The sequence below is a fragment of the Klebsiella sp. 7-CIP_Kleb. genome, from assembly GCF_050378655.1.
Classification (GTDB): Bacteria; Pseudomonadota; Gammaproteobacteria; order Enterobacterales; family Enterobacteriaceae; genus Klebsiella; species Klebsiella quasipneumoniae.
On record NZ_JBNRLJ010000002.1, the window covers coordinates 1144887 to 1157337 of the forward strand.

Below are 12451 nucleotides of genomic sequence, written 5' to 3' on the forward strand. Positions count from 1 at the left end.
CGCAGCGCCACCGGGCGATGACAGCGGGTACGGAGCTGCTTTTATGCCGGGTGGCGGCTGCGCCTTACCCGGCCTACGGCCCGAGCAACCAGTCATTAATTTACCCACTTGCGCGACTGAAACTGCCGGTGCTGGCGGCCTCAACATCGCTGAGACGTTCCCGGAAGGCCGGGGCAGCCCGCATGGATGCGGGCTGAGGGCCGTGTTTTGCAGGGACGCTGCCTCGGCCCGACCCGAAGCCTGCAGGGATAAGTCGAAGGCACCACGCAGTGGCGATGTTGCTGGCCGGAGCCCGGGGGTACAGGGGGCGGCGGCGACTGGCCGCCCCCTGTGCGCTCCCGGCGCCGTAAGTGACATAACGCAGAAGAACTAACCGGGAGCGCAATCTGCCCGGCATTAAAATAGAAGTTGTAGCCCTGCTAAACGCAGCGCGAGCAGGGACATTTCCGGTTGCGCCGATATTTCGCCGGGTGGCGGCTGCGCCTTACCCGGCCTACAGGGCCCTCTCACAGGCTCACACCCCGTAGGCCCGCGCAAGCGCAGCGCCGCCGGGCAATGACCGCCGGCACGGAGCCGCCTGTATGCCGAATGGCGGCACACGCCTTATCCGGCCTGGAACGACTGAACCCGCAGAAATATTTATCCGCTCCGCTATTCCAGCCGCCAGCTCAGCACCGGCCAGCCGTATCCGGCACCGGCCGCCTGCAGCTGCGGACAGGGATTGACCAGCCGCACGCGATCCGCATGCAGGCACAGCGGCAGATCGTTAATGGAATCGGTATAGAACGTCACCTCGCCGTCATACTGCGGATGCGCCTCGCGCCACTGCGCCAGACGCGCCACCTTCCCCTGCTGATAGCTGGGGATCCCGGCAATGACCCCGCTGTAGCCGCCGTCGACCATCGCCACGTCAATGCCCAGCGCCTGATCGATCTCCAGCGCGGCGGCCACCGCCTGCACCAGCAGGCTAACCGAGGCGGAGATAATCAGCATCTGCTCCCCCTCGGCCCGCAGACGACGAATGAGCTCCCACGCCTGCGGATAGACCCGGGGCAGGATCGCCTCGCGGACGCAGCGGGCCACCAGCGCATCAACGTCCGATTTCGGTATTCCGGCCAGCGGCGCCTGGATCAGGGCCACATAATCGGCGATATTCATCTCTCCCCGGTCATAATCCGCCATCAGCTGCGCCTCGCGGGCAAGATACCCCTTCTGCGTCGCCAGCCCTTCGCGAACCATAAACTGGCTCCAGACCGTACTGCTATCGCCCTGTATCAGGGTGTTATCGAGATCAAAAATCGTCAGCGTGTTGCCCATGGTACTTTCCCTTACTGGTCAAAATAAGCTGCCGGGAGCATGCGTAAAAAAGATGACAGGAAAATGAACCGGACGCCGCAGCGCCCGGCTCGTCGTCAGCCGGCGCGGACCTTGCCGGTGCGGAACACCAATACGATCCCGCCGACGATCGCCACCATACCGACCATCGCCGCCGCCGGCAGCCGGTTGCCCAGCAGCAGATAATCCAGCAGCGCCGTGATCGCCGGCACCAGATAAAAGAGGCTGGTGACATTGACGATATTTCCCGCGCTCAGCAGACGATACAGCAGCAGCTGGGCGACCACCGAAATCAGCAGCCCGAGAAACAGCACCGGAATAATCAACCCGACGTTAACGGTAAACCGGAAGCCGCTGACCGGGGCGATCAACAGGCACAGCCCCAGACTCACGGCGTACTGCAGCGGCAGGACATCCGCCGGCGACTGACGGCTGCGCTTTTGCCACAGCGCGCCAAAAGTCATCAGCAGCAAAGCCGCCAGCGCAAACAGGATCCCCGCCATCGCCATGGGCGACGCCGCCAGGCTGCGCCATACCAGCAGCACCAGCCCCGCCAGGGCAAGCAGCAGCCCCAGCAGCCGCCGCCCCTGCAGGCGGCGCTCCACCACGCAAAGCGTGAGGATGGGCTGGATCCCCATGATGGTGGCGATAAGTCCCGGCGTCACGCCGTTGGCCATCGCCTCGAAGTAACAGACCGAATAGCCGCCAATCAGCATCAGGCCGGTGGCCGCGGTCTGCAAGCGGGTGCCCGGCGCGGGCAGCCAGCGCCGACGGACGATGGCCAGCGGCGCCAGCGCGACCAGGGCAATCAGAAAACGAAAGACCAGCAGCGCCACCGGCGAGGCGTTGTCCAGTCCCCAGCGGGTGAAAATGGCCGCACTGCCCCACAGCAGCACAAAAATGGCCGTTGTCGCCTGCGAGGCGAGCAGAGAATAGCGAACGTGCATAGCATGCTCCAGAACGTCAAACACAAGGTATCAAGCGTCATACCGGCAGGTAAGCGCCTGCAAAGACGGCGCTAAGCGCCGAAAACAACCCGGTCTGGAGGGGGAGGCGGTGGGCAGAGCGTGGCGAAGCGATGATGAGGCGCAGACGTCATCCACCCCGCGTCGAAAGCGGCGCCGGGCAAAGTCTCACCAGAGATGGCGTAATGCGTCATGGAATGCCTCGTGAAATGTTTAATCAGAATCCTGGCACAGGCCGTTCGGAAGTGACAACTGCCTTTTATGGGTGATCTCTCGGCTGGTTGTTTATTTTTAATCGTAAATAAACGTAAAGGCGGCCTCGGCTTATTCAGCCGTTCTTTTTAATCGGCTATAAAACAAAGCAGTCTGCTTGCTACTTCGAAAATAACGATATGAAGCCAAAACTGACGCATGCTCTCTTTTTAATTCCTTTTTTGTTGTTGGCAGGATGCTCCTCCTCACCGAAACAGGCAAAGAACACAAAATCTCATGCGGATATGACCATTGACGGCGGATCGGACGATCTGATCCCGGTGGTGGCGGCCCTGCATGATCAGATGCACACCTGGCAGGGAACCCCCTATGAATGGGGCGGTACTGAACAAAGCGGCGTCGACTGCTCGGGTTTCGTCTGGCGCACGCTGAAGGATCGCTTTAACCTGCCGATGGAGCGGATCACCACCCGCGAGCTGCTGCACATGGGCGTGCGGGTCAATAAGCGGGATTTACGTCCCGGCGATCTGGTGTTCTTCCGCACCCGGGCCGGGATGCACGTTGGCTTTTACGATACCGATCATAATTTCCTTCACGCCTCGAGCAGCCAGGGCGTGATGCGTTCTTCGCTGGACAACCCTTACTGGGAGTCGGCGTTCTATCAGGCGCGTCGTCTGCCGAAGGAGTATAACGCGCAGATCACCATGAACAGCGACACCCTGCATCTGGCGAAGAATCGCCGCTAAAAAAAAAGCCGCAGCCTGGGCTGCGGCGGGTGGTTCTGAAGTTGATCAGAACTGGTAGGTCATGCCCAGCGCGACGATGTCGTCATCGTTGATGCCGAGTTTGTTATCGCTTTTCAGCTGGTTGATTTTGTAATCCACGAAGGCGTTCATGTTTTTGTTGAAGTAGTAGGTCAGGCCCACGTCAATGTAGTTAACCAGATCTTCGCTCCCCACCCCTTCGATATCCTTCCCTTTCGACAGCACATAGCCGAGGGACGGACGCAGACCGAAGTCGAACTGATACTGGGCCACCGCTTCAAAGTTCTGCGCTTTGTTGGCAAAACCGCCGCTGATCGGGGTCATTTTGCGGGTTTCAGAGTACATGGTCGCCAGGTAGATATTGTTGGCGTCATATTTCAGGCCGGTCGCCCAGGCTTCCGCTTTCGAACCCTGGCCGCGGGCCAGCAAGTTCTGATCGTTGGTACGGTCGGAGCTGGTGTAGGCTGCGCTGACGGCGAAGTCGCTGCCGCCGAAATCATAGCTTAACGAGGTGCCGACGCCGTCGCCGTTCTGTTTCTTCGCTTCACGGCCTTCGTTTTTACCCTGGTACTGCAGGGTCAGATCCAGGCCATCCACCAGACCGAAGAAGTCGGTGTTGCGGTAGGTCGCCAGGCCGCTGGCGCGCTTGGTCATAAAGTTATCGGTCTGAGCGGATGAGTCGCCGCCGAATTCCGGGAACATATCGGTCCAGGCTTCCACGTCGTACAGGGCGCCAAGGTTACGGCCGTAGTCGAAAGAACCGTAGTTCTTCAGCTTCACCCCAGCGAACGCCAGACGAGTCTTCTGGCTGGAGTCGCTCTCGGTTTTGTTACCCGAGAATTCAGATTCCCAACGGCCATAGCCGGTCAGGTCTTCGTTAATCTGCGTTTCGCCTTTAATACCGAAACGCACGTAAGTCTGATCGCCATCTTTGCTGTCATAATCGCTGAAGTAGTGCATGGCTTTGATCTTGCCGTACACATCCAGCTTGTTCGCGTTCTTATTATAAACTTCCGCTGCCTGCGTCGCCGTTGAAGCCACAAAGCCCATCATCATTAATGCCAGAGTACTCTTTTTCATTATTCAGTCCTGGTGATTTATTTATACGCGCTATTCAATTGCGGGCGCTCGCCCATCAAAAACAGGAGTTTTTTAACGCTGGCATATTAAATATTTATGACAATGTGGAACTTTTTATAAAAAAGAGTATTTAAATGTATCTGACATATTTTTGTCACATATCCTCTCCAGAATGCCCGATCCCGCGCAATAAAATGGCGCGCCCGCCACCCCGGGTGTTGGCAAGCGGGCCGACTCCTGCTACAACATCAGCTCGATATCGATATTCCTTTTGAACGGCAGAGAATCATGAGTGAAAGCCAGACGCTGGTGGTAAAACTGGGCACCAGTGTTTTAACAGGCGGGTCCCGTCGCCTGAACCGCGCCCATATCGTTGAGCTCGTGCGCCAGTGCGCACAGCTGCACGCCATGGGACACCGTATTGTCATCGTGACCTCCGGGGCCATTGCCGCCGGGCGCGAGCACCTTGGTTACCCGGAACTGCCCGCCACCATCGCCTCCAAGCAGCTGCTGGCGGCGGTGGGACAAAGCCGTCTTATCCAGCTGTGGGAACAGCTGTTTTCTATCTATGGCATTCACGTTGGCCAGATGCTGCTGACCCGCGCCGACATGGAAGACAGAGAACGGTTCCTCAACGCCCGCGACACCCTGCGCGCCCTGCTGGATAACAGCATCGTCCCGGTCATTAACGAAAATGACGCCGTCGCCACCGCGGAAATCAAAGTGGGCGATAACGACAATCTCTCCGCGCTGGCCGCGATCCTCGCCGGGGCGGATAAGCTACTGCTGTTAACCGACCAGCCTGGCCTGTTCACCGCCGACCCGCGCAGCAACCCGCAGGCGGAGCTGATTAAAGACGTTTACGGCATCGACGACGCGCTGCGCGCCATCGCCGGCGACAGCGTCTCCGGACTCGGCACCGGCGGCATGGGCACCAAGCTGCAGGCAGCGGACGTCGCCTGCCGCGCGGGGATTGATACCATCATCGCCGCCGGCAACCGCCCGGACGTCATCGGCCACGCGATGGAAGGCCTGCCGGTAGGCACCTGCTTCCACGCCCAGGAGTCTCCGCTGGAGAACCGTAAACGCTGGATCTTCGGCGCGCCGCCGGCCGGTGAACTGACCGTCGATGCGGGCGCGACCCAGGCGATCCTCGAACGAGGCAGCTCGCTGTTGCCAAAAGGCATCAAAATCGTCAGCGGCAACTTCTCCCGCGGCGAAGTGATCCGCATCCGCAATAGCGAAGGACGCGACATCGCTCACGGCGTCAGCCGCTACAACAGCGATGCGCTGCGCCTTATCGCCGGCCAGCACTCGCAGCAAATCGATGCCATTCTGGGCTACGAATACGGCCCGGTGGCCGTCCACCGCGATGATATGATCATCCGTTAAGGAGCTGAAAATGCTGGAACAAATGGGCATTGCCGCCAAAGCGGCCTCCTGGCAGCTGGCGTTACTCTCCAGCCGGGAAAAGAATCAGGTACTGGAAAAGATCGCCGATTATCTGGAAGCGCAGACCGACGATATTCTGCGCGCCAACGCGGAAGATTTAGCCGAAGCTCGCGCCAATGGCCTGAGTGAAGCGATGCTCGATCGCCTCGCGCTGACCCCGGCGCGTCTGAGCGGCATCGCCAGCGATGTGCGCCAGGTGTGCAATCTGGCCGATCCGGTCGGCCAGGTGATCGACGGCGGGCTGCTGGACAGCGGTCTGCGTATTGAGCGTCGCCGCGTCCCGCTGGGGGTGATTGGCGTGATTTATGAAGCGCGTCCTAACGTGACGGTCGACGTCGCCTCCCTGTGCCTGAAAACCGGCAACGCGGCGATCCTGCGCGGCGGGAAAGAGACCTGGCGCACCAACGCCGCCACGGTGAAAGTGATCCAGCAGGCGCTGCAGGAGTGCGGTCTGCCGGCCGCCGCGGTACAGGCCATTGAGAGCCCGGATCGCGCGCTGGTGGGCGAAATGCTGAAGATGGATAAATACATCGATATGCTGATCCCCCGCGGCGGCGCGGGCCTGCACAAGCTGTGCCGCGAGCAATCCACGATCCCGGTGATCACCGGCGGGATTGGCGTATGCCATATCTTCGTTGATGAAACCGCCGAGATCGCCCCCGCGCTGAAGATCATCGTCAACGCCAAGACCCAGCGGCCGAGCACCTGCAATACCGTGGAAACGCTGCTGGTGCACCGCAACATCGCCGACACCTTCCTGCCGGCGTTAAGCAAGCAGATGGCCGAAAGCGGCGTCACCCTGCACGCCGCCCCTTCCGCCCTCCCCGCGCTGCAAAACGGCCCTGCGAAGGTCGAGCCGGTGAAAGCGGAGCAGTATGACGACGAATATCTGTCGCTGGATCTGAACGTCAAAGTGGTGGCTGATATGGACGAGGCTATCGCCCATATCCGCGAACATGGCACCCAGCACTCCGACGCCATCCTGACCCGCACCCTGCGTAACGCCAACCGCTTTATCAATGAAGTGGACTCTTCCGCGGTATATGTGAACGCCTCCACGCGCTTCACCGACGGCGGCCAGTTCGGCCTCGGCGCGGAAGTGGCGGTCAGCACCCAGAAGCTGCACGCCCGCGGCCCGATGGGGCTGGAAGCGTTAACCACCTATAAGTGGATTGGTTTCGGCGACGATACCATTCGTGCGTAAATGAGAACGGGCGATGCAAAAATAGGCAGTTGATTCCACTGACTATTGACGCATCGCCCGCTAAGTTCTAACCTTTTGCCTCGTGATTCACGCTCGTGAACACCTCTTGCAGGGCCGATATAGCTCAGTTGGTAGAGCAGCGCATTCGTAATGCGAAGGTCGTAGGTTCGACTCCTATTATCGGCACCACTTCAATCAAAACGTTACAGAAAACACTCCCCTAAAGCCTCTCTGGGATGACTTTCCCCTGGCGTCGCCTCCTTAAAACCAATGTTCATATCGCTGAGCCTGGGCATCAAAACTGCCATCACTGTTCAGAGAGCTCCCCATGGACTTACAAGTACCTCACTTATCCATGGCTCATAGCCCCGTTAAGAAAGTGGCTCGTCTTAATAATATTTTGTATCCAGCCCCCCCTGTTCAAACCATTAATCCAGTAGTTTCATCTCCAGCGCCCGGCTCATCGCTTGAGTGCGGCTATTCACTTTAAGCTTCGCGTAGATGTTTTTGATGTGCCATTTGACCGTCTCGGCAGAAATAGCGAGGGAGCGAGCGATTTCTTTGTTCATCTGACCTTCAGCGATCAGCTGTAATATCTGAAACTCTCGCTCGCTGAGCTCGCCAGGAATATCGGGGCTTCCACTATTAAACGGTGTTCTATCTGCAGGCCAGCGCTTGTCTGCCCAGGGTCCCTGCACTCCCCTTTCCTCTGTCCAAGCCGAAGAGGAGTCATTCATACCGATAAGCAAAGGTTGCAAGGTATCGCCAGCTTCAAGAAAGAGGCCTTTGAGATGCTGTTGTTCAGCCAGCTGCACGACTGGCTGAAATGTCGTGCGCGCTGCCGCAGTTTTGCCGCTGTGCCACAAGGCCAATGACCAGAGCGTACGCAGACGCGCTGCGGTTAACCTGTCCCCCCGGTTTTCCTGATCAGGGACCATCTCAGCCAGTAGAACACAGGCTTGCGGCGCCAGGCCTCTGGCGAGAAGAAGCCGGCTGCGGCTAAGGGATGCAGACATAACGATAGCGCGTTGGCAGGGATGTTCGGCATCCATTCTGAAGCTGGCGGACATTTGTTCAAGCTGTCGCTGCAGTTGCTCTGCGCCTGTGAAATTGCCGCGCTGCAGTCGCACCCTCACCTGCTCGGCTAACATCATGGCCTGGAGCCGTTGCCAGCCGCGAGACACCGCAAGACGCTGCGCATGCTCCAGCAATCGCTCGGCCTCATACGGCATATCGCCATCCAGAGCCTGACGCGCGAGATAGGTATAGCAACGACTCAGCGCGTCGGGTGGACTGAATCGGTCGATGAATTCGAGCCGGTCGGCTAACAGATGATCGGGCGAGTCACCCCTCTGACATTCATAGGCTATCTCCGCCAGCAGCGGCGCCAGCGTCGCGCCACTGGTCGACTGGGTACCGGTATAACATTCAGCCTGACGCAACGTTTTCTCTGCATACCACCCGGCTTTTCCCAGATCGCCCTGACAAAGATGGCATTGGGCAATAATAAAAGCGCGATAAACCGAGACAAACAGATTATCTAAAGGACTTTCCGGAGAGGGCATATGCTGTTGAACCTCCAGCGCGTCGTGATAGCGCTGGTTAACAACATGGCAATAGCTGAGAATATTGCATATCAGACCATCAACCCAGGTGTCACCGCAGGGCACTTCGGCCAGCAACGGCTGAACAATAGCCAGACTCTCCGGGATGTTTTCAGCAAAGGCTTCGCAAATTGCCCGCACAACGCGCAATTTACACCAGGTGCTGCGGGTTAAATCCTCACGATGATGAAGTACCATCTGATCGAGGTTATCAAGCAGCTGCCTCGACTCATCAAAGTGGAAATAATGCGCCAGTGCCCAGGCCAGGTTAATTTGCAGGTCAATGCGCGAAGGATCGGTGCTGGGCGGTAAATGATGCATCCATGAGATCAGGGTATCGATATCCCCTTCTTCCGCCAGTGACTGAGCGCTTGCGCCATCCTGCACGGGGCTATGCACCGGCTTGCCTGCGCTGAGCGCATGGCGTACCGCCTCAGACCACAGCTTCTGTTCGACGAACCAATGACTGGCTAATTCATGTAGCTGTTTGCGATCAATAGCGTTGTTCTGCTGCAGCATAGTCCGAAGATTTTCCTGTAACAGAGGATGGTAGCGGAACCAGTAGCCTTGTTCGTCAAGGGCTGACAAAAAAAGGTTGTGTCGCTCAATCCATGCCAGCATCGCTTGACTATCATCTCGTCCTGTCACTGCATTGCATAGTTCGGCATTTAACCGGCTGAGGAAGGACGTTTTTACCAGGAAATCGAGAACCTCTTCCGGCAGCGGGTCCAGTACCACCTCTTTCAGATAGCGGGCAATGGACCGTGTTCCTCCATGCATATTGCGCAACAGATGCTCGGGATCATGCTGTAATTCTGCCGACAATGAAGCGATCTTCATCCCTGCAATCCAGCCCTCTGTCACGGACTGTAGCCGCTGTGCATGGTGGTTGCTGAGGGGTAGCGCAACCGTGCGGCTAAAATAGTGTTTTGTTTCTTCGAGCGTGAATTGCAGGTCTCGATCATAGATCTCCACCAGTTGGTCCTGGGCCTGCAGCTGGCTCAGCGCAAGATTCGGGTGGAAACGGCTGCCAATGATCAGATGCAAGGCGGCAGGCGCATGCTTGATTAAATACCCCAGCGCTTCATAGACCCCACGATCGTTAATCACGTGGAAGTCGTCGATAATCAGGTACACGTCATGCGGGCAGTAGTGTAGCTGGTTAATGAGCCCGGCCAGCAGTTGCTCGGAGCTGGAGAGCTTCTGTTCTTCCATATCACGCCAGAAATCGGCGTCCCAGTCAGCATAGAGTGGACGCAATGCTTGCAGCAGATAAGGAATAAACTGCCATACGTCATCATCATCCTCATCGAGGCTCAGCCAGGCGATACGTTCGCCCTGGGCGACCATCTGCTGATGCCATTGCGCCAACAGCGTGGTTTTGCCAAATCCAGCGCCGGCGCAGACGACGCCCAGCCGGCACTGCTGAACGGGACTGAGAAGCTGAAGCAGCCGGGGGCGCTCCAGCAATTGTATCGAGGAGCGAGGCGGGACGAATTTGGTCAGGATTAGCGGCAAGCCTCGCGTCAGCCGCAATGGCCCGGAGACCAGTGAGGGTGATTGGCGACTTTCTAAATCCGATGGCTTCATCCGTGGTTATCTACTCGCTTTGTTTTTTTCAATTGTACGCCAGCCCCCGGGATGACATGGGACAGCCAAACTTTATTACTACACAAAATTTAGAAAGTTTGACCTCAAGCATGAAAACCCCCACCTACCCCCCCATGAAGGTGGCTTCGCACTCCCTTTAACCGCTCGTAGATTCATTGCATGGGTGTGGCCAGGGTTATCCGCCCTGTCTGTTGGCCCCGCCTGGGTGACCTTTATTGAGGAGAATTAAACGATGCTCAGCAAACAGGCGTTATTGCAGGCTTACCGCAAGATGCGGGAGATCAGGACCTTTGAAGAGCGGTTGCATCAGGAAAATACCAGCGGTGATATTCCGGGCTTCATTCACCTTTACACCGGCGAGGAAGCCATCGCGGTGGGGGTCTGCGAAAATTTAACGAGCGCAGATTTCATTGGTTCAACACACCGTGGACATGGCCACTGTATTGCTAAAGGTTGTGACATTCACGGCATGATGGCCGAAATATTCGGTAAGGACAGCGGGTTATGTCGCGGTAAGGGCGGGTCGATGCACATTGCCGATCTGTCGAAAGGAATGCTGGGGGCGAACGCTATCGTTGGGGGAGCCCCTCCCCTGGCCATCGGCGCCGCGCTAACGGCAAAGACGCTAAAAACCGGCAACGTCGGTGTCTCTTTTACGGGCGATGGGGGTTCTAATCAGGGCCTGGTCTTTGAAGCCATCAATATGGCCGTCGTGCTCCAGCTTCCAGCCGTCTTTATTTTCGAGAATAACGGTTACGGCGAAGGGACCGGCCATGACTACGCCGTGGGTGGGCGTGATATCGCCCGGCGCGCCGCTGGCTTCGGCCTGCCGGCAGTGACCGTCGATGGCACCGATTTCTTTGCCGTTTATGAGGCAACCTCAGAGGCGGTCAAGCGTGCGCGAGAAGGCGGTGGCCCAAGCGTCATTGAGGCCAAAGCCTTCCGCTGGCATGGTCATTTTGAGGGCGATCCCGCGCTATATCGTGCGGAAGGTGAAGTGCAACGCCTGCGTGAACAACATGATCCGCTGAAGATTTTCACCGCTAAGGTCAAGCAACATATCACCCAGGAAGAACTAACGGCGATTGACGAGGAAGTAGAAGCCCTGGTCAACGATGCCGTATTGAAGGCCCGGGCCGCTGCCTACCCGGCTCCGGAAGACCTGCTGACAGACGTGTACGTCTCATACTGAGGGTGATAACCATGACAATAAAAACCTATCGTGAAGCGGTCAAGGAAGCCCTGGCTCAGGAAATGGAACGCGATGAACGCGTGGTGCTCATCGGTGAAGACTTGCGTGGCGGTCATGGCGGAAATGCGCCCGAAGAGGCGAAGATAGAAGCCTTTGGCGGTGTGCTTGGGGTCACTAAAGGGCTGTGGACGCAGTTCGGCTCCGATCGGGTGATCGACACGCCCATTACCGAGTCGGCCATTATCGGTATGGCGGCCGGCGCCGCAGCGACGGGTCTACGGCCGGTCGCGGAATTGATGTTCATGGATTTTTTTGGCGTGAGTCACGATGCGCTGTACAACCAGGCGGCTAAGTTCCGCTACATGTTTGGTGGCAAAGCCAGGGCCCCGCTGGTGATGCGAGGTATGATCGGCGCGGGGTTTTCCGCCGCGGCCCAGCATTCACAGTCACCCTATAATATCTTTGCCACCACCCCAGGGCTGAAGGTGGTGGTGCCCTCGACGCCTTATGACGTCAAGGGTCTGTTAATCCAGTCCATTCGCGACGACGACCCGGTGGTATTCTGCGAGCATAAAATGCTGTACGACCTCAAGGGCGAGGTACCGGACGAGAGCTATACCATCCCGCTAGGTGTAGCCAACTATACCCGCGAAGGAGAGGACGTCACCATCATTGCGTTGTCGGCAATGGTGCATAAAGCCAACCAGGTGGCGGACAAGCTGGCTAAAGAGGGGATCTCGGTCGAGGTAGTCGACCCGCGAACCATTTCGCCGCTGGATGAGGAAGGGATTCTGGAATCGGTGGCTTCCACGGGGCGGGTCGTGATTGTCGACGAATCCGCAGCACGCTTCGGTTTTGCTCATGATGTCGCGGCGCTGATTGCGTCCCAGGCATTCCATTTCCTCAAAGCGCCCGTTCTGCTGGTGACGCCGCCACACACGCCGGTCCCGTTCTCCCCTGCTCTCGAAAAACTCTGGATCCCTGGTGTAGAACGTATCGAAGCCGCCGTCCGTCAAGTGCTGGAGGATTAA

Annotated in this window: 9 protein-coding genes and 1 tRNA gene; 6 read left to right on the forward strand and 4 right to left on the reverse strand. The window is 57.9% G+C overall.

Features of this window, described 5'->3' with window-relative positions; genetic code table 11:
* Positions 1-651: 651 nt before the first annotated feature.
* The gene (locus tag ACQUTI_RS13135) at positions 652-1317 is read right to left on the reverse strand and encodes an HAD family hydrolase (RefSeq protein WP_049002969.1); all 666 of its coding nucleotides are present in this window, start codon (positions 1315-1317) and stop codon (positions 652-654) included.
* 95 nt (positions 1318-1412) lie between these two features.
* Positions 1413-2282 (reverse strand): DMT family transporter, encoded by an 870-nt coding sequence (locus tag ACQUTI_RS13140; protein ID WP_049002967.1) that lies wholly within the window; start codon positions 2280-2282, stop codon positions 1413-1415.
* A gap of 410 nt (positions 2283-2692) precedes the next feature.
* Here ACQUTI_RS13140 and ACQUTI_RS13145 point away from each other — a divergent pair, with 410 nt between their 5' ends.
* Positions 2693-3259 carry an NlpC/P60 family protein gene (locus ACQUTI_RS13145; protein WP_004222859.1) on the forward strand — a complete coding sequence of 189 codons (567 nt, stop codon included), beginning with the start codon at positions 2693-2695 and terminating at the stop codon, positions 3257-3259.
* A 45-nt stretch (positions 3260-3304) separates the two neighbouring features.
* Here the strand turns inward: ACQUTI_RS13145 and phoE are convergent, their stop codons facing one another.
* Positions 3305-4357 (reverse strand): phosphoporin PhoE, encoded by a 1053-nt coding sequence (gene phoE / locus ACQUTI_RS13150; protein WP_004204700.1) that lies wholly within the window; start codon positions 4355-4357, stop codon positions 3305-3307.
* A gap of 288 nt (positions 4358-4645) precedes the next feature.
* On the opposite strand from phoE, the gene proB reads away from it, so the two are divergent.
* The 3 genes from proB to ACQUTI_RS13165 all read left to right on the forward strand — a co-directional run bounded on the left by proB (position 4646) and on the right by ACQUTI_RS13165 (position 7202).
* Entirely contained in the window at positions 4646-5749 is a 1104-nt protein-coding gene (gene proB, locus ACQUTI_RS13155; protein WP_008805306.1) for a glutamate 5-kinase, read from the forward strand.
* Between the two features lie 10 nt (positions 5750-5759).
* Positions 5760-7013, forward strand: a complete 1254-nt coding sequence (gene proA / locus ACQUTI_RS13160) for a glutamate-5-semialdehyde dehydrogenase (RefSeq protein ID WP_004147253.1) — start codon at positions 5760-5762, stop codon at positions 7011-7013.
* A 113-nt stretch (positions 7014-7126) separates the two neighbouring features.
* Positions 7127-7202, forward strand: a tRNA-Thr gene (locus tag ACQUTI_RS13165).
* A 239-nt stretch (positions 7203-7441) separates the two neighbouring features.
* Here the strand turns inward: ACQUTI_RS13165 and ACQUTI_RS13170 are convergent.
* A complete protein-coding gene (locus tag ACQUTI_RS13170; protein ID WP_323112693.1) occupies positions 7442-10207 on the reverse strand; it encodes a LuxR C-terminal-related transcriptional regulator in 2766 nt (921 codons plus the stop codon).
* 253 nt (positions 10208-10460) lie between these two features.
* Here ACQUTI_RS13170 and ACQUTI_RS13175 point away from each other — a divergent pair, with 253 nt between their 5' ends.
* Both ACQUTI_RS13175 and ACQUTI_RS13180 read left to right on the forward strand, forming a co-directional pair.
* The gene (locus tag ACQUTI_RS13175) at positions 10461-11420 is read left to right on the forward strand and encodes a thiamine pyrophosphate-dependent dehydrogenase E1 component subunit alpha (protein ID WP_032455609.1); all 960 of its coding nucleotides are present in this window, start codon (positions 10461-10463) and stop codon (positions 11418-11420) included.
* An 11-nt stretch (positions 11421-11431) separates the two neighbouring features.
* On the forward strand, positions 11432-12451 hold the full coding sequence (locus ACQUTI_RS13180) for an alpha-ketoacid dehydrogenase subunit beta (RefSeq protein ID WP_004178692.1): 1020 nt from the start codon (positions 11432-11434) through the stop codon (positions 12449-12451).

Excerpts from the sequence above, each read along its gene's own strand:
- ACQUTI_RS13135 (WP_049002969.1), bottom strand. The coding sequence starts at position 1,317 with ATGGGCAACACGCTGACGATTTTTGATCTCGATAACACCCTGATACAG.
- ACQUTI_RS13140 (WP_049002967.1), bottom strand. The coding sequence starts at position 2,282 with ATGCACGTTCGCTATTCTCTGCTCGCCTCGCAGGCGACAACGGCCATT.
- ACQUTI_RS13145 (WP_004222859.1), top strand. The coding sequence starts at position 2,693 with ATGAAGCCAAAACTGACGCATGCTCTCTTTTTAATTCCTTTTTTGTTG.
- phoE (WP_004204700.1), bottom strand. The coding sequence starts at position 4,357 with ATGAAAAAGAGTACTCTGGCATTAATGATGATGGGCTTTGTGGCTTCA.
- proB (WP_008805306.1), top strand. The coding sequence starts at position 4,646 with ATGAGTGAAAGCCAGACGCTGGTGGTAAAACTGGGCACCAGTGTTTTA.
- proA (WP_004147253.1), top strand. The coding sequence starts at position 5,760 with ATGCTGGAACAAATGGGCATTGCCGCCAAAGCGGCCTCCTGGCAGCTG.
- ACQUTI_RS13170 (WP_323112693.1), bottom strand. The coding sequence starts at position 10,207 with ATGAAGCCATCGGATTTAGAAAGTCGCCAATCACCCTCACTGGTCTCC.
- ACQUTI_RS13175 (WP_032455609.1), top strand. The coding sequence starts at position 10,461 with ATGCTCAGCAAACAGGCGTTATTGCAGGCTTACCGCAAGATGCGGGAG.
- ACQUTI_RS13180 (WP_004178692.1), top strand. The coding sequence starts at position 11,432 with ATGACAATAAAAACCTATCGTGAAGCGGTCAAGGAAGCCCTGGCTCAG.